General features: G+C 46.3%; 12 protein-coding genes. 7 read left to right on the top strand and 5 right to left on the bottom strand.

Annotated features, from left to right (window positions below):
• Positions 1-307 precede the first annotated feature (307 nt).
• Entirely contained in the window at positions 308-2,227 is a 1,920-nt protein-coding gene (locus QUA45_RS19950) for a transglycosylase domain-containing protein (protein ID WP_333098325.1), read from the top strand.
• Positions 2,228-2,342: 115 nt separating this feature from the next.
• Here QUA45_RS19950 and QUA45_RS19945 read toward each other — a convergent pair whose 3' ends face one another.
• The 3 genes from QUA45_RS19945 to QUA45_RS19935 form a co-directional block, all read right to left on the bottom strand.
• Entirely contained in the window at positions 2,343-2,666 is a 324-nt protein-coding gene (locus QUA45_RS19945; protein ID WP_015176373.1) for a DUF1825 family protein, read from the bottom strand.
• Positions 2,667-2,869: 203 nt separating this feature from the next.
• Entirely contained in the window at positions 2,870-3,463 is a 594-nt protein-coding gene (gene lepB / locus QUA45_RS19940; RefSeq protein WP_333221936.1) for a signal peptidase I, read from the bottom strand.
• Between the two features lie 409 nt (positions 3,464-3,872).
• Complete coding sequence (locus QUA45_RS19935) at positions 3,873-6,350, bottom strand: ATP-dependent Clp protease ATP-binding subunit (RefSeq protein ID WP_333098327.1); 2,478 nt, start codon at positions 6,348-6,350, stop codon at positions 3,873-3,875.
• A gap of 706 nt (positions 6,351-7,056) precedes the next feature.
• Here QUA45_RS19935 and QUA45_RS19930 point away from each other — a divergent pair.
• From QUA45_RS19930 to QUA45_RS19905, 6 genes are all read left to right on the top strand, one after another.
• On the top strand, positions 7,057-9,141 hold the full coding sequence (locus tag QUA45_RS19930; protein ID WP_333098328.1) for a histidine phosphatase family protein: 2,085 nt from the start codon (positions 7,057-7,059) through the stop codon (positions 9,139-9,141).
• Positions 9,142-9,323: 182 nt separating this feature from the next.
• Positions 9,324-11,441 carry a mechanosensitive ion channel domain-containing protein gene (locus tag QUA45_RS19925; protein WP_333221935.1) on the top strand — a complete coding sequence of 706 codons (2,118 nt, stop codon included), beginning with the start codon at positions 9,324-9,326 and terminating at the stop codon, positions 11,439-11,441.
• Positions 11,442-11,458: 17 nt separating this feature from the next.
• Positions 11,459-11,776, top strand: coding sequence for a hypothetical protein (locus QUA45_RS19920; protein ID WP_333221934.1), 318 nt, complete (start codon positions 11,459-11,461; stop codon positions 11,774-11,776).
• A 133-nt stretch (positions 11,777-11,909) separates the two neighbouring features.
• A complete protein-coding gene (locus tag QUA45_RS19915) occupies positions 11,910-13,829 on the top strand; it encodes a pentapeptide repeat-containing protein (protein WP_333221933.1) in 1,920 nt (639 codons plus the stop codon).
• A 174-nt stretch (positions 13,830-14,003) separates the two neighbouring features.
• Complete coding sequence (locus tag QUA45_RS19910) at positions 14,004-16,151, top strand: adenylate/guanylate cyclase domain-containing protein (RefSeq protein WP_333221932.1); 2,148 nt, start codon at positions 14,004-14,006, stop codon at positions 16,149-16,151.
• On the top strand, positions 16,144-17,592 hold the full coding sequence (locus QUA45_RS19905) for a mechanosensitive ion channel family protein (protein ID WP_333221931.1): 1,449 nt from the start codon (positions 16,144-16,146) through the stop codon (positions 17,590-17,592). The genes QUA45_RS19910 and QUA45_RS19905 overlap by 8 nt, the downstream gene beginning before the upstream one ends.
• A 140-nt stretch (positions 17,593-17,732) precedes the next feature.
• Here the strand turns inward: QUA45_RS19905 and QUA45_RS19900 are convergent, their stop codons facing one another.
• Positions 17,733-19,337: a hypothetical protein gene (locus QUA45_RS19900; RefSeq protein ID WP_333098664.1), complete on the bottom strand. Its 1,605-nt coding sequence runs from the start codon at positions 19,335-19,337 to the stop codon at positions 17,733-17,735.
• A 90-nt stretch (positions 19,338-19,427) separates the two neighbouring features.
• Entirely contained in the window at positions 19,428-19,913 is a 486-nt protein-coding gene (locus QUA45_RS19895; RefSeq protein ID WP_333221930.1) for a hypothetical protein, read from the bottom strand.
• Between the last annotated feature and the right edge of the window lie 369 nt (positions 19,914-20,282).

Genomic DNA, 20,282 nt, shown 5'->3' with positions numbered 1-20,282 from the left:
GTTTTGCCAAAGTGCAGCAGAATTAGTTACACTCACTGGTTGACGCATAAAAACATAACTATCAAGCTACTATAATCCCAAAGCTGACCGGCTTTCATTAGCTGACCCCGCCCAAAAACGGATACCAGCCCCCGACAACAGTCGTGGAGATCCCCAAATTTTAGACTCTTGTTCAAACCCCCAGATTCATCTGTGGAATAAATCTAAAATTTAAAATCTAAAATCTAAAATCGACTGACAGTCTTTCGGGTTCGCATCTAAAATTAAAAGTCTTAAACCCCAAATCGAGTGAGGAAGTGAAATCCACGTGTCAACCAACGCAGTCCGCAATAACACGGAAAACTCAGCCCCCGTATTTGAGTTTGTTCAGTCAGTCAGTAAAGTGACCGCCGGAACCATACTCAGCATGACAATGCTTGCCAGTTCCGTAGTCGCTGGCGGACTGGTTGGCTTAGCGATCAGCTTCCGCAATTTGCCAGATGTTCGCATCTTGCAAACCTACTCTCCCACAGAAACTACCCACATTTACGACATCAACGGCAAGCCGCTAGCCAGCATCCACGACGAAGCCAACCGGGATGTCGTACCCCTCGACCAAATCTCCCCCAACCTGAAACGAGCTGTTCTGGCGATCGAAGATAGCAACTTTTTCACCCACAAAGGCATCAACCCTGGCGGGATAGCCCGAGCTCTTCTAGTCAACCTAGAGAAAGGTAGAACCGTGGAAGGGGGCTCGACTATGACTATGCAGCTAGTCAAGAACCTGTTTCTTTCTCCCCAGTCAAAATTTAGTCGCAAGGTAGCTGAAGCGGTAATGTCTATCCGCTTGGAGCAAATTCTCAACAAAGACCAAATTCTGCAACTATACCTGAATCAAATCTACTTAGGTCACAACTTGTATGGCGTAGAGACAGCCTCTCGAAGCTATTTCAACAAGTCAGCAAGTAATTTGACTCTTTCAGAAGCAGCCATGCTGGCCGGCTTAATCTCTGCCCCCGAAGAATACAGTCCTTTCGTCAATTACAAGTTGGCAAAAGAGCGGCAAACAATCGTTTTAGGCCGCATGAAGGATCTTAAATGGATTACGCCCGCCCAAGAGATTGCTGCCCGCCAGGAAAAAATTAAGCTAGGCAAAATTACCTCTTTTGGCGGCTCTCAAGTTCCTTACGTAACACAAGCCGTAGTCCAAGAACTGACAAGGCGTTTCGGGCGAGATGCCGTGGTTAAGGGAGGAATGCGCGTTCAAACCACGATCGACCTCAAAATGCAGCGCATAGCCGAAGAAACCGTCAAAGCCTGGCACAATCGGCTTTACTACCAAGGGCTGTTTTACGATCGCGAGGAAGGTCAAATTGCCCTAGCCGCCGTCGATCCCCGCACCCACTTCGTCAAAGCAATGGTGGGCGGCGTCGATTACGAAAAGAGTCAGTTCAACCGCGCCATTCAAGCACGCCGCCAGCCAGGATCTTCTTTTAAGCCTTTTGTCTACTACGCTGCCTTTGCTAGCGGCAAATACGGCCCGGATTCAGTTGTGTACGACTCCCCTGTCGGCTACCGCGACGGCGACGGCTACTACTACCCTCAAAACTACGGCGGCGGCTTCTCCGGTGCAGTCAGCATCCGCAGAGCTTTGGAAGTCTCTCTCAACATTCCCGCCGTCAAGCTTGGCCAAGAAGTTGGATTGAATAAAGTGATTGAGATTTGCCGCGTACTCGGCATCAGAAGTCCGATGGAACCGGTGATTTCTTTGCCATTGGGTGCCGTTGACTTGACTCCTTTAGAAATGGCTGGAGCTTTTGCTACCTTCGCCAACAACGGCTGGCATTCTGACACCACGTTTATCGTGCAAGTCACTGACAGCAGCGGCAACGTCTTGCTCGACAATACGCCCAAACCCAAATTAGTTCTCAATTCCTGGGCGGCGGCATCTGTCAACAGCGCCCTGCAAGGGGTAATTAACAACGGAACGGCAAGGGCTGCTCAACTTGGGCGACCGGCTGCTGGGAAAACTGGTACAACTTCCTCAGAACGGGATATCTGGTTTGTAGGTTACGTGCCGCAGTTGTCGGTGGCTGTTTGGATGGGCAACGACAATTACAGACCGATGAGCTACGGTGCTACTGGCGGTACTATTGTCGCCCCTGTTTGGCGTGATTTTATGAGCCAAGCTTTGGAAGGCGTTCCCGCAGAAAGTTTCAAACCTGCTTCATCTTTTGAACGGCCTTAATTATCAGTCATTAGTCATTGGGCATTAGGCACTGGGCATATTGGGCATTAGGCACTGGGCATTGGGCATTGGGAATACTTTCTTTTTCTTCCTTCTTCCTTCTTCCTTCTGCTCACTATGATTGTTTTTCCAGCTCAGATTTCATCCGCTCCAGCGTTGAGTTCATTTGCTCAAACATCTGCTGGGGCGTGATACCAAATTGATTGAGCTGTGTTTTTAACTGCTCTACAGTCATCTGAGCCATGAAGTCCTCAGAAAGCTCAAAGCGCTTCATAAAAATACGGTAGCGCTCCATCATCGATTCCATCTGAGCGATGAACATTTTCTTGCCTTCGCGATCGAATTTGCCGTAACTGCCACCTAGTTTGATGAGAGATTGATAGTCTTCAAACAATAGCTTGGCTTCTTGCTGAACAATTTCTGAATCAAAAAATCCCATAGCTTCCCTAAATTTTTAATATTCAACTAATTTTGATCGAGGTGAGAAATCCCTCTGCTTTTTCTACCATTTTATCAGTTGCCGGAGGAAGTCCCTACCCCTTAAGGCACAAGAATAAGTAGAAATTTCCGTACAGCATAAGGGATGGGCATTGGGCATTGGGCATTGGGCTGGCGATGACAACGGTCAACTGTCAACTGACTTCAAACTTGACCGATGCGTTCTAGAGGCCAAAATCGCACGACAGCGCGGCCGATGATGTTCTGCTTAGGTAAAAATCCCCACCTGCTGGAGTCGTTGCTGTTGTTGCGGTTGTCTCCCATCACAAAGTATTCATTTTCTGGGACGCGATAAGGCCCCCACTGGTATTTAGGAGGTTCGGCAATATATTTTTCGTCGAGGGGTTTATCGTTGAGATAAACTAAACCTTTTTTAACGGCGACGGTTTGACCCGGTAAGCCAATTATCCGCTTGATGAATGCTTGGTCTTGGGTAAAGCCTTGTTCTTGCAACTTTTCGGGAGGGGCAAATACTACGATGTCGCCAGTTTTTGGAGGTTCGAGGTAGTAGGAGATTTTTTCGACTACGACCCGATCGCCCACGTGCAAAGTGGGTACCATAGAATCTGAGGGTATGTAGCGCGGTTCGGCGACCAAGGCTCGAATCACTATTGCTAAACTCAAAGCAATAATCACTATCTGAAGATTTTCTCGCTGCGACTTCCACGCTTTCTGCCACCAGCTTTCAGGCAGATTTTCTGCTACTTGTGTACCCAACTTGTTTTTTTCAGATGTCATGAAATTCCTCGCTAAATAGTTGCCACTAATTATCTAATTAAGCTCGCTCAGCATTTAAATTGCATCTCCAGAAATAATCAAACCATGAGCTGGCTGGACACGCGAACCAGCCCAAAACATACAATTTAAAGGCAGTACAGCTTACCCTTGAAGTCTGTCACTGTTAATTACTAGACGTGCAGTGCAGGCAGTCGCAAACAATATTGAAAAGCATCTGCGTTGTATCTGCGTTGCATCTGTGGTTTCCCTATCAATCAAAGATTTATGCCATAACTCTCCTCTTGGTATTAACTCATAAAAAAGGCAGAGAATTTAAATTCTCTACCTTTTTTATGTGAGGATTTTGAGTTGTTTGCGACTGCGAGATTGGTTATTTCCAAACTTAACTCGCGATCGCACTTACTCAAACTTACTCAGCGCCTTGGGGCAGCAATTCCCGCTTTTGACCTTGCAGCACCTTAACAATTCCGTCCTCGCCCACATCCACAACAGCGGTGTCGCCGTCTTTGATGCGGCCAGAAAGGATTTCCTCAGCCAAGCTGTCTTCCAGCAAGCGCATGATGGCGCGGCGCAGGGGTCGGGCTCCATAGCTGGGGTTGTAGCCTTCTTCTACCAGCCGTTCTTTGAATTTTTCGGTCACTTCCAGAGTGATTCCCTGTTCTGTCAAACGACCGAACACTTCTTTGAGCATGATGACCGCGATTTCTTTGACTTCTTCCTTGTTCAACTGGCGGAAGACGATAATTTCGTCGAGTCGGTTGAGGAATTCGGGGCGGAAGTAGTTTTTGAGTTCTTCGTTAACCAAAGAACGAATGCGGTTGTAATTAGCATCGGCTTGGTTGTCGCTGAACTCGAAACCGAGACCGCCGCCACCTTTTTCAATCACCTTAGAACCGATGTTTGAGGTCATAATCAGCAGCGTGTTTTTGAAGTCCACGGTGCGACCTTTGGCATCTGTTAAGCGGCCGTCTTCCAATATTTGCAACAGCATATTGAAGACATCGGGGTGGGCTTTTTCGATTTCGTCGAACAGAACGACTGTGTAAGGACGGCGGCGGACTGCTTCTGTGAGTTGGCCGCCTTCGTTGTAGCCGACGTAGCCTGGAGGAGAACCGATGAGTTTGGAGACGGTGTGCCGTTCCATGTACTCGGACATATCCAGCCGAATCATGGCGTCTTCGGAACCGAAGAAGTAGCCGGCTAGGGCTTTGGTGAGTTCGGTTTTGCCGACGCCGGTAGGCCCGGAGAAGATGAAACTGGCGATCGGGCGATTGGGATTTTTCAAGCCTACCCGCGCACGACGGATGGCGCGGGAAACGGCTTTCACTGCTTCTTCCTGCCCGATCAAGCGCTGGTGCAAGGTATCTTCCATGTGCAGCAGCTTTTCGGATTCGGATTCGGTCAGTTTGTTTACCGGGACGCCCGTCCAGCTTGCCACGATTTGAGCAATGTCTTCTTCGCTGACTACTGGCGATGGGTCGGTTTCGCCGGTGCGGGCCGAGTCGGTTTTTTTGGCTTGGGAAATAGCGCGAATTTCGGCTTTGATGGTCATTTCCCGATCGCGCAATTCGCCGGCTTTGTCAAAGTCTTGAGAACGCACCGCTTCGTCTTTATCTTTGAGGACTTGGCGGAGTTCTTTGTCAAGTTCTTTGGCTGCGGGGGGCAGTTGGGAGTTTATCAAGCGGACTCTAGAACCAGCTTCGTCTACCAAGTCAATTGCTTTGTCTGGGAGGAAGCGATCGGAGATGTATCGGTGAGAGAGTTTGGCTGCAGCTTCGAGGGCTGTATCCAAGATTTTCAGCTTGTGGTGCTGTTCGTAGCGTTCCCGCAAGCCGAAGAGAATCTCGATCGTCTCGTCAACGGTGGGTTCGCCGACCATGACGGGCTGGAAGCGCCGTTCTAAGGCTGCATCGCGCTCGATGTGCTTGCGATACTCGTCGAGGGTGGTAGCGCCGATGCACTGGAGCTCGCCTCTTGCCAAAGCCGGCTTGAGAATGTTGGCGGCGTCGATCGCCCCTTCAGCCGCACCTGCACCGATCAAAGTGTGCACTTCGTCAATCACCAAAATCACGTTACCCGCTGTGCGGATTTCGTCCATGATTTTTTTGAGGCGTTCTTCAAATTCGCCCCGGTATTTCGTCCCCGCAACCAGCAAGCCGATGTCGAGGGTAACAACGCGCTTTTCTTCGAGGATGTCTGGGATGTCGTTGTTAGCAATTCGCTGGGCCAGACCTTCGGCGATCGCGGTTTTGCCGACTCCGGGTTCGCCGATTAGCACCGGGTTGTTTTTGGTGCGGCGACCGAGGATTTGAATTACCCGTTCGATTTCTTTTTGGCGTCCGACTACTGGGTCTAGTTTGCCATCGACCGCCATTTGAGTCAGGTTGGCTCCAAATTCGTCGAGGGTTGGGGTTTTGGTGCGAGCGCCGCCGCCAGTGGCTGCGACTTCTGCGGTTTCTCCCAGCATCCGAATTACTTGGGTGCGGACTTTCGACAAGTCTACTCCCAGATTTTCTAAGACTCTAGCCGCTACTCCTTCACCTTCGCGGATCAAGCCCAGCAGCAGGTGTTCAGTGCCGATGTAGTTGTGTCCGAGTTGACGAGCTTCTTCAAGGGATAGTTCTAGAACCCGCTTGGCGCGGGGGGTGAACGGAATTTCTACTGCTACGAAGCCGGAACCGCGCCCGATGATTTTTTCCACTTCAATGCGCGCGTCTTTCAGGTTGACGCCCATTGATTTGAGGACTTTCGCTGCAACCCCGGTTCCTTCTCCGATCAGACCCAGGAGGATCTGTTCTGTCCCTACGAAGTTGTGACCCAGGCGGCGAGCTTCTTCCTGGGCCAACATGATTACTTTTATTGCTTTTTCTGTGAAGCGTTCAAACATGATTTATTCCCATCACCTGCTGCTATGTGCCCGTTTCGAGGTCACGCTCGCACAACGAGCGTTTGTGTTCGAGTGTTAACTCGTACTGCTTATTCTAGCGCGACACTCCCAACCTATCTGCCGCACTCGGCTGCGGTTGCAGATTCCAGGCTCATGTTGCAGGATGGCTTTCAACTGGGAAGACCCAAATGGTGGCTGACCTACAACCTCCCCTAGACTGCAAGAAGATTGCTCTTCTCGGCCCGTGCCCAACCTACGACTGCGTATTGATGGATTCTAGCATAATCTTTTTAGCTGTCATGTAGGCGCAAAATGGATATTTCTCCAAGTGACAGGCCAGGTTTTGTACAAAACTTATTAGTTAGATTCACGATCGATCCCCTAAACTCGCTCTTAAGCTGGTGTCGATCTCAAGAATCTTTTGGTTGGCGAGGGAAAGAGCGAGCTGGGCTTTTTTTCTAAAATTTTGTTTTAGATCCTTTGAAGATTTGGGTAGTCTTCATGTTGTCTATTGTGCGATCGCTCCTGATGAATTAGTGAGTCTTACTAAAGTCCGAGGAGTTTGGCTCAGACTATACTCTGCACGGTTCAAGACATTACTTTCGTAGCAGAGTGCTTTGGTCGTTAACTCGTCTGACTTAAAAGTCTGAAACTTCAATTGTGGAAAAGAATCTAAATCCTGTTTAAGGCGTAGTGAAAGTAAATAATGAACACTAGAAACTTAGATGACCAGGTAGAAAGTACCGACAACGGATCGATCGAAGTTACAAGTAAATTCCACGATGCAGCTACAACAACTTCTGCGGCTTCACCAAAAGAATTCAATGCAGAACAGCTAGGACGTGTCTACTTTATTCGGCACGGTGAAAGTACCAGTAACGAACGCAACATTTTTGCAGGAGTTCTGGATGTTGACCTCACATCCTTTGGCCGGTTGCAGGCACGCCGTGCAGGTGTTGACCTGAAGAAAAAAGGTACAAAGTTTGACGCAGTATATGTCTCCCACATGAGGCGCGCACGGCAAACCTGTGAAATCGCCCTTGCTGAAAGTCAAGCACTAAAGTCGCCAAGTACCCCCGTTGAGATAGATCATCGAATTAGCGAAAAATCCTTTGGCATTTTTGCAGGTCGCAACCTAAATTTGCTGCGTCTAGCACTGGGCTACGAAGGCTTCGAGGAAATGTTGCACTCGCACAACGAAGCACCCCCGGCTGGCGAAAAGATTGCCCAAGTTTATTATCGCGCTGCCCGTTTCTACGAAGACAAAATAGTACCGCACTTGGAACGCGGAGAAACAGTTCTAGTAGTGTGCCACCAATATGTATTGGAGCCTCTAGCACTTTATTTAAGCGGTCTGCCGCCGACAGCTTATAAACACCTGAAACTCCCCAATGGTAAAGCTCTCAGCGGTGTGGATCTCGTCAAGTTTCGCGATAAGGAATCCGGCGGTGCTGCTTCCCTGCGTAAAGAGATCAACGATCTTTCAATTATGTGGGCGATTTTGATCTATGCCGCCGCCTTCTTGCTGGGAAGCTTGGCAAGGGCAATCAGCACCTCAGAAGCAGGGATTCCATCAGTCCTATTTCGAGCAATAATCGTTGCGTGTCTTGCCGCCTCAACGTTTTATACCTACCTAGACATTGACTTTGCAGCGAGTAAACGCAAAGTAACCTCTACTGTGAAGTATCTAGTTTACGGGTGGATGGCAGTGCGATGGGCAGTTGGGTTATTTTTAATATTTTCTGGCCTCTTGTATCAGACTGAAGCGGATCTGTACAAAGTTTTGTGGGTTCTATTTTGGATGGTTCCGCCAGCCCTTACTTCCCCAGTTTTATCCGTGCTTTGGGGCGGTAATCTTTATCCGTCGGCTCTTTTGTCAAGAACGCTATCAATCGTTGCTCCACTGGCGCTTCTGGCTACATTGAAGATTGCCAATTTACCCATTAACGTTGACAGCCTGATCTTTTTCGGTGTCATTCTAATTGTAGGTCTGGCAATACCGGGTGCGATCGCCCAGTTTTGGCGCGACAAATCTCCTGTAGAATCAAACCACCACAGTAAAAACTGGAAATTTATCGGTGTGCTGGCTGTTGCATTCATGGCTTTGGCAACCGGGTTTCAGTTTACTCCGGCAACATTCCTCAGCGATATATTTTCCTCAACGGATACAGCGCGATCGCTAGCTTGTCTGCAACAATTGGCAATTGCAACTTTGGTATTTGTCTCGATGCGCGTAGTAGCTACATTAACCTCAATAGTGACAAAGGGCAAGCTAAGCAAGGCAGAAGCTCGGGATGCTTATATCCTGCTTGTGAATCCCAACTTTTTCCTTTGGGCGGCTCTTTTCATCGGAGTTAGTGCAACTGCAAATCCGTTAGCCGTAAGGTATGCAGTTTTTTGGGCAGCGCTGGGGTTCTTCTGCATACCCCTCGTCGAACAGATATTGTTCATGAATTCATTTGGCAATGACATACTGAGAGAAACACTGCGTTCTTCGAGAGTGGCAACAGAAGATATCAAAAAGCTTTTCCTGCAATTGGATACGGATGGAAGTCAGTCGCTCGATCGAGCCGAAATTACGGAGTTGTTAGGGCTCATCGAAGATATGACAACCGGTGAACGCAGCTCCGAAGAAGTTAGAAGCTACGTCACTGATTATCTGTTCAACATTCTTGATAGCGATAAAAATGGCACTGTCGATTTAGCAGAGTTAGAAGAGTACGTATCAACCTATGGGTTAGTTGCTAACCTGAACGTCGTATCTGCTAGTGCATCTCCAGTGGGAGCATAAGTGGCGATCGCCCACAGTTGATATTAATGGAAGTAACAGAATTTATAAAACTTCTGTTACTTCCAAGTTCAAGAGAGGAGCAATTTATAGATTACTTTTCTCCACTGTTCCTCCATTATTTTATTTAAAAACATAGTTCTGGAATGAACTTGTTAGATATCAAAATCGGGAGATTGTAGCAAATGTCACGTTATAAAATTCGAGCAATTATCCTGACAGCAGTCGTTTGTGTTGCCGTGGTATGGACGACTCCAGTGCGATCGCAAGAGCAAGAGCAAGAGCAAACTCCCGATGCCAATACTCCAAAGCTTGAACAAGTTGAACCAGAGAAACCAGCCGACCCCAAAGCAGCAACCACTACCAAAGACCTTAATATTCCCGTTGATGAACTGAAAATCCTCGTTAAGCCGCTCACCCTCGAAGAACTCCGAAACGAGGCAGCAGCGTGGATGCTTGTACTCCAAAAAAAAGCTCACGAAATCAGCGAAGCCGAAGTTACCATCAAGCGCCAGAATCAAGCCATCAGCCAACAACAAGAAGGCGTTGATGCCTTAGAAAAAGCCAAAAAAGCCCTCGAAGCGGCCGAGCAAGCTCAAAAAGGTGCTGCCCCTGGTTCACGGCAATATGAAGAAGGAACGAAAAAGGTAGAAGAAGCCAAAGAAAGCCTCAAAAAAGCCCAGTCAGCAGTCGAGAAATCGAAAACAACCAAAGCCGAATTAAAACAAGACGAGACATCGAATAAGACGCTGGAAAAAGCTCAAAAAACCGGCGACTTAGAAACAGCCAAACAAACTCTCGATAAAATAAAAGCCGATCGAGATAAGACCGTTGCCGGATCTCTAGCTTATTCTGAGGCCACCAAAACGATCGAAAAACTAGAAGCAGCAATCAAAGCCTTCGAGTCCGCCCAAGAAGCTCAAAAAGGTGCCGAGCCCGAGTCACCGGAATACCAGGAAGCCACCCAGCAGCTAGAAGAAGCCGACGAAGCCCTCAAACAACTCCTCAAAGATATTGGGGCTACTGCAACAGGACAATCATCCCAGGATCGAGAAAACGCCACAGCCGCCGTTGAAAACACCGAAATTAAAAACAACGGGGAAGAGAAAGTTGCTGGTTCCCCAGGAGTCGTCAACAACCAACAGAACCTCCAACAAAAAGAACAGGAACTCAAAAAAACGACCGAAAATTTGCAAAAGAGTACCGATGCGGATTCTGCAGCAAAGAACCAACTCGTAGTCACTGTTACCGAACTCCAGTCGCAGCTAACGGCGATCGACGATCGGTTTAACGCCATTTTAGAAGAACTGGAGAAAAAAGGTGGCGATCCCAAGCCCTACCGCCAGTACACTCAAGCAGTTATGAGTATCGACATAGATACCAAAGATACCCAAGGTTTGGGCGTGCGGCTTCTGGCTTGGGCAAAAGCTGAAGAAGGTGGCATGCGCTGGGTGGGTAATACAGGGAAGTTCGTTGGGATTGTGATTGTCTCCATCGTTGTCTCTCAAATCCTCGGCGCGATCCTCTACCGACTGATGAAGCTATTCGGCGGCACATCGAGAATCATGCGCCAATTTATCGTGATGCTTGTCAAGCGCGGCGGAGTTGTAGTCGGGTTTCTAGTGGCCCTGACAGCGCTGGAAGTCAGCCTCGGTCCAGTTTTAGCCCTGGTTGGGGGTTTGAGTTTCATTTTGGCCTTCGCCCTGCAAAGCAACCTGGGCAACATAGCCAGCGGCTTGATGATTATGGCATACAAGCCCTTCGATGTCGGTGACGAAATCAAACTCGGCGAACTTTGGGGATGGGTAGAGTCCATCACCTTAGCTAACACGAAAATCAAAGGCCTTGACGGTCAGATGTTTAACGTTCCCAACAACACGGTTTGGGGCGACACTATCGAAAACCTGAGTCACAGTGACACTCGCAAATTTACACACTGCTTGCGGATTGGCTTTGAGGAAGACTTGGGTAAGGTAGAGCAATTGCTCGTAGAAATTCTCAAATCGCATCCCAAAGTTTTAGCAGCTCCAGCCCCCAGCACTCAAGTGTGGAGTATTGAGGACTATTACATCAGTCTGAAAGCCGACGGGTGGGTGAACAAAGAGGATTTTTGGACAGTCCATTCTGACGCGATCCGGATGATTCGGCAACGGTTCTACAAAGAGGGTATCCAACTTGCTGCTATCCCCAAAAGTATGGATGTAGGAGAACCAGATAATAGTAATGGCAACATTTCCTATCTGGTTTCGGAAACCTCGGTGCATCGGGGGGCAAGTTTGCTTTCAGATATTCCTAAAGATTAACCAAGAAAAATACACCAATGAAGTTAGACAAGTTTGTACTCGCACAAAACATGGCATTTCTAATAGCCATCCCACCAAAAAGTAATTTAGCCAAATTGCTCTCCTTTTGCTTGGCGACAAAAGCTAGACAAAAGACGACCGGAACAGACATCTTAAAAATAACCTGTGAGCTAATGGAAAACCCATCTAATTTGCCCTATTGGACTCAAGACGTGATGGGACTCGATTTAGATTACACCAGTGAAGAGTGGAAAGCTTTAGGAGAAATGGGCATCAACGATGCAGAGGAGTTTATGGCTACCCTGTGCAAAGAGTTGGAAAATTTAAGTTTGTAATATCTAGCCCTAGCGTCAGCAAACAAACTCTCAGTTTCCAAACACTCTATCAAAAGCATTCATCAGAGCCGGATAGTTAAAAAACCCTGTCTTTAGACAAGGGAGGGTCAACTTTCAAGAGAGAAACAAAAATATGTCTTTAAATGTTGAACTTTTAGAGCAAAGTTTCGAGAAAATCAAACCTCGTGCTGATGAATTTGCCGCTAGCTTCTACGAAAAATTGTTTACAACTCACCCAGAGTTGAAACCCCTGTTTGCCAAAACTGATATGGCAAAGCAACAGAAAAAGCTCATAAGTGCTCTGGTTTTAGTAGTAGAAAATCTCCGTTCTCCAGAGGCTTTAGGACCAGTTCTCAACGCACTGGGAGGCAGACACATCGGTTATGGAGTAATTCCCAAATATTACGGCCCAGTTGGAGACGCACTACTAAGTGCTTTTGAGCAGTCTCTCCAGCAAGATTGGACAACCGAAGTAAAGCTGGCGTGGACAGATGCCTACAGAGCAATTACTGCTTTGATGTTAAAAGGCGCAGGGGTACAAACGACACCTGAAGAAGTTCAATTAGAAACAGAGATTATTCCCGATAAACAGATAAGTATAGCAGCTAATTACCAACTAGAATTAGTCCCAGAAAAAGAGCCAAAATTAGCCGTAGAGGTACTGGAAAGCAGTTTTGACAAAATCAAACCTCGTGCTAATGAATTTGCCGTTACCTTCTACCAAAACCTCTTCATTGCTCACCCTGAATTTCAACCACTATTTGCTAATATCGATTTAGAAAAGCAACAAAAAAAGCTCATAAATGCTTTGGTATTGGTAGTAGAAAATCTCCGCTCTCCAGAAGCTTTAGAGCCAGTGCTCAAGGCCTTGGGAGGCAGACACATCGGCTATGGGGTAATTCCCAAATATTATGGGCCAGTTGGAGACGCACTGCTGATGGCTTTTGAGCAGTATCTCCAAGAAGATTGGACTCCCGAAGTCAAGCGGGCGTGGACAGATGCCTACAGAACAATTACAGGTTTGATGTTAAAAGGCGCAGGTGCAGATTCTTCACCAAATGTAGTCGCAGATCAAAAAGATGTCATCCACTATCAGCCACAAGAATCACAGACACAATTACTGAACGAATCTAGGCCGATCGCACCACCAACCGAGGAAGAGAAAAAGCCTTTAGTATCTATTCAGTTAGATGGTAAAATTATCCAAAAAATGCTGTCGAAAATAACTGATAGTTATCAGCAATTTCAGGGTAAATCATTCGTTCAGCGATTGGGTGAAGTTCTCAAAGGAATTTTAGAAAAATTTATTGATAATTTTTGGACACAACCTGCCTGGTTGGTGGCTAGTTTTTCAGCCATTCTGTTCATCATAATTTATGTGTGGGCGGATGATAATTCCCTGATCGGAGAAGTTTTGGAGAGTGTTGATTCTCTCAGTCTTGTCGTTGCTTTAATTTTATTCATCAAGGAAGCACCCGATCGCAGAAAGCAATTTCACTACCAAGCTTGGAGTACGGTTGATGCAGCGCACAACGTAAAAGTTAGCTATGCCAGAATTCTGGCACTCCAAGATTTAAATGAAGATGGTGTTTCTCTTAGAGGTTTGGATGCTCCTGGTGCGGAGTTAGTAGATATTAATCTCCCTCATGCCAATCTCAGTAAAGCCAATTTGATGGAAAGCGACTTGAGTAATGCTAATTTGAGTTATGCCAATTTAGATAATGCTAATATCAGTCATGTTAAACTTAGCGGTGCAAATTTAAGTCATGCAAAAGTGAGTTTTGCTTGCTTGACTCAGGCTAATCTTAGTAGTGCGAATCTTAGTAATGCTAATTTAATTTGTGCAGATTTGAGATATGCGAACCTGAGTGGTGCAGATTTGAGATATGCTAGTTTGAGTGGTGCTAACCTGAAGAGTGCCTACCTAAGTGGTGCAAATCTCAAAGGTGCTAAAGTTAGCATTTCTGACCTGAGTGGTGCTTTGCTCGAAGGTGCTGTTATGCCTGATGGATCGAAGTATAAGTCTTTGGAAGATGAGGTCACAAATAAATAAATTGATGCCAGCTTGTTTATGACCTTGAGGTCTGTTTTTATACGAGAAGTGTGACGATTTCTTGAGGAGAAAAGCTTTGGTTTCCTGAAATGCGATCGATACTAATGGTGAGAGATTACTTTTTAATTTCTTAGACCTAAAATAAATAAGGCAAAGAAGAGCATAAAAAATCCTATGCAATTATTTAAGCAGTTAAGTATCAAGACAAAACTCATAGTTATGTTGCTGGTAGTCAGCCTTTGCGCTATGCTCGCCAGCACCTATATATGCTCTAGCAGTGGGAAAGCGATTCTGACCGAAAAAGTCTTCAACCAATTAACCAGTCTTCGGGCAGCCAAAACGGATCAAATCCACGATTATTTTCAAAGCCTTTACCACCATAGTCAAACCTTAAGTGAAGACCTAACAGTAGTCGGTGCCATGCAGGAGTTCAAGACAGCCTACCGCCAACTTGAACAATCAACAGTACCAGCGGATTTTGACGCAAAAATTGATATTTTCTACCGGACAGAATTTTTAACTAAACTAACGCGAACTAACGAGGGTTCCCCCGTTCTGGCATCCTACACGCCAAAAACAACTGCTGCCCGTTACTTGCAGTACCACTACATCGCTGCTAACCCCAACCCCGTGGGCAAAAAACTTCTCCTTGACAATCCAGGTGACGCCAGCGCTTACAGCCGCGCTCACGCCCGCTACCACCCTATTTTTCGCAATATAGTTGAAAAATATGGTTACTACGATATGTTTTTGATCGATCCTGAAGGAACTGTTGTCTACACGGTTTTTAAAGAAGCTGACTTTACCACAAACTTCACCAACGGCCCCTACAACGAGAGTAACCTAGCATCCGCAGTCGCCACCGCCCGACAAGCAAATGGAACGGGCTATGTGAAATTAGTAGATTTTAAGCCCTACACCCCTTCTGGAAGTGCGCCTGCGGCTTTTATCGCTGCCCCAATCTTTAACGGCTCGGAATTTCTTGGTGTTTTGGCGTTCCAGCTTCCCGTTGACAAAATTAACAATGTGATGACTGGCAACAAAAATTGGAAAAAAAATGGTCTGGGCGATTCAGGAGAAACTTATCTGGTTGGGTCGGATTATCTAATGCGCTCTGCGTCTCGTTTCCAGATTGAAGACCCAGAAGGTCATGCAAAAACTCTACGCTCGATCGGGACTGATGAAAAGACCCTCAAGAAAATCAAAGAGTTCAATACTACAATTCTCCTACAAGAAGTGCAAACAAAAGCAGTGAAGGAAGCGTTGTTTGGAAAACAGGGTACGCAGGTGATCGACGATTATCGTAATATTCCAGTTTTGAGTTCTTATGCTCCACTAGAGATTGATGGATTGAGGTGGGTTATCTTGGCGGAGATTGATGTTTCTGAAGCCTATGCCTCAATTCACTCGTTTGAAAAAAAAGTTGTGATTGGAGCTACTATAATCATGGCGCTAATCACCCTTGTTGCCATCGGGCTGACCTCAATTTTTGTCAAACCCATCAATACTTTAATCAAAAGCGCTCGTCAGGTGGGATCTGGGGAATTTGACGCGGTTGTCAAATCGGGTTCGCAAGATGAATTTGGAGACTTAGCTAAGTCATTTAACCAAACCATAGGCAGCCTTCGTGCCGAAACTCAACTAATCGAACAGAAAAATCGCGAAAATGAAGCATTAGTCTTAAATATATTTAGTCCCGCAATCGCCAAACGCCTCAAACAGGGCGATCGAGAAATTGCCGAGCAGGTTTCTAATGTCTCGGTCTTGTTTTCCGACCTCCACCAATTCACCAAGCTGACTCAATCAATGTCCCCTCAAGAGGTTGTTAGCTTGCTTAATGAACTGGTAACAGCCTTCGATGAAATGACAGAAAAATACGGTCTAGAGAAGATTAAAACTATTGGTGACGGTTACATGGCTGTATGCGGGCTTGGTATGCCACGTCTGGATCATGACAAACGCACGCTAGATTTTGCTTTGGAAATGCTGTCGTTTGTCCGCCGATTTAGTTATGAAAAAGACTTACATCTAGACCTGCGGATCGGCATCAATTCAGGAGATGTGGTTGCAGGGGTGATTGGTAAAAATAAATTGCTCTACGACGTTTGGGGCGATACTGTAAATATTGCCAATAGATTGAAGTCGGCTTGTCCGCCTGGAACAATCTTAGTTTCTCAAGACATCTGCTCGCGCCTCCACGATCTCTACGATTTTGAGCTGGTTGGTGAAATTCAAGAACCTGGAAAAGAAAAGCTAGTGGCTTGGCAAGTCAAAACTTCTAAGCTGACCGTAAGTGTTCGAGAGGAAGAAGTTTATGAGTAATTTAAGCTTTTCAAATGACTGGCAAACCTGGGCGGTAATTGTCGGATTAGGGTTCCCACTCCTAGTCGTTTTACTAGGAGAGGTTATTTATCATCTACAAAGGCGGGGTAGACCGCTGGCAGCTACGCTGCAGGTTGTAAAAAATCTCGTCCTGCCCATCTTAATGCTGATGGTTTTAATTAGGAATGTCGTAAGGCTTGACGTTGACGGGAATTTTGCAAAGCTCGTCGCAACGCTGTTTTGGATATCTGTTATCTACGCTTCTCTCTCGCTGTTTAATGTGATTTTGTTTGAAGAAGCTGAGGCAAATACATGGCGGGGACGGATGCCCAAACTGCTGATCGACCTTTCTAGGTTGTTTTTGGTGCTTGTAGGAAGCGCGATCGTACTGGCGGTGGTGTGGGGTGCAGATTTGGCTGGTCTTGCTACGGGATTGGGCGTGAGTTCGATCGTGATCGGTTTGGCGCTTCAGGACACATTGGGTAGCATCATGTCGGGCATTGCGCTGCTTCTAGAACGCCCCTTCAGTGTGGGTGATTGGTTGCGGATTGGAGATATCGAAGGGCAGGTAGTTGATATCAATTGGCGCTCTGTTCGACTCCTAACTCTCCAGCGGCAGGTGATTATCGTTCCCCATCAATTTGTTGGAAAAGAAATAATTCATAATTACAGCCAACCAGAACGCATTTACAACCAACGTATCAATATTGGCTTTTCCTACGATAGCCCCCCTAACCTCGTAAAGCAAGTCCTACTAAGTACAGCTTTGGCTACACAGGGAATATTAGCCGAACCCGAACCCGAGAGCAAAACTACATCCTATGATGAGACTGCAATTATCTATGAGGTGGAGTTTTTTATCGAAAACTTTGAGGATATGGAGCAGATACTCGATCGATTTATGACACGAATCTGGTACGCAGCGCAGCGAAACAACCTGACGCTATATCGCTACCGATACTCCTATGCTGTGGAAGCTGCTGATAAGGCAGATAGCGCTTCAAGTAAGTTAGCCCAAAGCCTGCACTCTATTCCCGGATTTATGCCTTTAGCTAGAGAAGCGAAAAATTTAGATGACTTAACTAAGGGAACTATTTTACAGAAGTTTGGTGCGGGAGAGAAAGTCATCCGGCAGGGCGAGCCTGGTAATGCTTTGTACATTATCATTTCGGGTCAGGCTAAGGTCACAGTCACGAACAAGTTGGGCATGGAGTTGGAGGTAATGACTATCTTGCGCGGTGAGTTTTTTGGCGAGATGGCACTGTTTAGTGGGGAACCGAGTCCGGTATCAATCGTCGCCGTTGACGATTTGCAAGTTCTTGTCATCTACTCAGATGCTGTAAATACGATGATTGAACGTCAACCAAGCTTGGGGCGCGAGATAGGTCAAATTATAGAAGCGCGGAGCAAAGCGGTAAGTATGACCGGGCAGGCAGATTAGGCGGCTAGCGATCGAGACTACTTTTCTTTTCGGCTTGTGGCAATTTTACAATTCTTGGGACTGGTAAAAAAGCACGGTCATAGACCGTGCAAAGTATAACCAATCACAGCCGCCTCTGCCAGACCGGGGAGATGTCAATTCTAAATCCTTACAGGGAACTGTAGTTCCGAAGCCCAGAGACCGTCAATCTTTGCAATCAATTCACTTCCAGACCAGAGAAAGGTTTCAGTGATGCCGTTTTGCACCTCAATATTGACGCCACCTACAATCACGTCAGTTTCTGCAAAGTTAACAATTTTGGCGTAATCATTTCCACCACCGACTGAGTACCAATTTGTTGTGTTATCACCAATATAAAATGTGTTAACCGAGTTACCGCTGTTGCCAATTAAAGTATCTACCTCAACACCAGATGGCCCGTTGGTTTCTGAACCTTTTAATATGTTCTGACCCGCACCACCTCCGAGAGAGTCGTTCCCCAAACCACCAAACAAGATATTAATGCCGTTTCCACCAGTGAGAACATCATTACCCCCGTCACCGCGAATGGTATTGTTGCCATTTCCGGCATTAATGTTGTCATCTCCAGCCCCGCCATTAATGGTGTCACTACCTGTGCCAGCAGAGACAATATCGTCCCCATCCCCAAGATAATAAGTATGGTTGCCGTTGTTGTTGTAATATGTCCCAAAAAGACCAGTTCCTGTTAATACGTCGTTGCTGTTAGTCCCATAGATGAAGCGATCGTTGGTTCCGCCATTAAGCTTAGCAGCAACCAGAAACAAAGGATTATCTTGAGCATCAACGGGAATCACTCCTTCATGCACTTGAAGAGAGTTAAGAGAATCGCCTCTATAGAAGTTTGGTCGAAATTGATGAGCGGGCTGCGTGTCAGTCAGACCCAGAATATTTGTGGCTAAACGAGAATTGTCGGCTGCATCAGTTTTAACCAACTTTGTGTACGCGGTCACGACACGGTTGTGTTGAGCAGCTTGGTCTACGGGACTAAGCGGATTGGTGCCGAAGTCAAACAGGAAAGATTCCCTGGCAGTTCCAGCTTGAGCTTCATTTCCTGCTACACTACTGATGCCATTAAAACTTCTTCTTGAAGTCGTAGCACCAAAGTCTAAGCGTTCGATTGGGTCTGCAATTCCTCCATTCCTTCGGTATCCATTTGATAGGTTTGTATCGAAGCCATTAATAATATCGTAGGGACTGACAATTTTCGAACTATTTGATGCTGGGTCAAGGGCTGTAACCGAACCAACTTGACTCCCATAGGTAGTATTGAAACTGGCGGCAAGTTCGCTGGCAAGGTGAGCTCCAAGACTATGACCAACAATATTGAGTGCTGTGGCTGGCATTCCCCACTCCACAAGTTTGTTTCGGACTGCTGTTGTTACTGGAGTAATCCACGAACCAGACCTGTAAAGGTCTCCTATAGCGATCCCTGCTGCTACATTATTTGTTGGGCTGCCGCTCACTTGCGTCCAGTCAAGGGCTAAAACTGTATCGTTTGGGTTAGCATCATAGATGGCTGTCGCCAGAGTTGCATCAAAAGAATCGCTGGGTGCTGTGAAACCAGGAATCAGCAACCATACTTTTTGATTGGTCCATTGATCCGCAGAGGGAACCGAGAAGGGGGCACGGATATTTATTTGACGCTGACTTGGACTAAAAGCATTACTAGGTGGTCTGTTAGTTTCGCCACCTGTTACCAAAAACGGAGTATTTATTACTGCCATTGTCTATTCCTCTCAAGTTAGGTTGTTAAAGATTATTAATTCTGGGTTTCTCCACAAGTGAGCTGCACCCAATCCCAAAAAGGCCAACAATCAGGTCAATGGGGAGGCGTTCTCCTGTACGGGAGGAGGAGGAGATTCGTTAATTTCTAAGGTCACTAGCCCCTCACCTCCAAGAGTTCCATTTCGCAAAACGAACTTAAATATACCACGATCTACAAACATAAATCCGTTATTTCCGCCCCAAACTCCGCCACCATTTCCCGGAGCAACTTGAAAGCCAAATTGAATTGGAAGTCCGTTCTCAAAAGCTAAAACAGGATTATCTGGGAAGTTGAAACCATCACTGGCCGTATAGGTGAAAGGAGTTAAGCCTGTAGCAAAGTCCAAAAATCTAAAGTTCAGAGATAGCAGTCCGGGTCTATCTCCATTTCCACCATTGACAGTCATCGATTCCGTGCCGACTTTGGTCAGATGTGTATCGTCGTAGGAAAATTCCCCGGTGTAGACACCAGCGAAGTTGGGCTCTGTAACTTTGATGACGTTGACTTTGATTGTGCCTTCTATTGTGGCTGCCATAACAGGCTCTCCTGCTAATGTGGATATTAAATATGTTCCCACGATAACGGTAAGTTAATCTTGGATGTTCATTAGATATTCCTGCTTTGAAAGGCTTCATCTAGAACAGTGACTTTTTTCACGTCCGTAGCAATTAACCAAAACAACATCTTGCAATAAAGATTAAAGCTTCCTAGGGGTATTATATACCGTAAATTTACTAGATTTTGGGATCCCAAATAACTAGATTTTTTGAATATATCAGTAATTATATTAAATCCCCCGACTTCTTAAAGAAATTGGGGATTGGGGTATTAAGTAGGTCGGGCTGAAAAGACTGAAGTATGTAAAGATAGGTAAACGAGGCAACAGTTATAGCTAGGTAATGAG

This window comes from Microcoleus sp. Pol12A5, assembly GCF_036701435.1.
Taxonomy (GTDB): Bacteria; Cyanobacteriota; Cyanobacteriia; order Cyanobacteriales; family Microcoleaceae; genus Microcoleus.
Note: the sequence above shows the minus strand (reverse complement) of the source record. Positions and strands in the feature narration are given on the sequence as shown.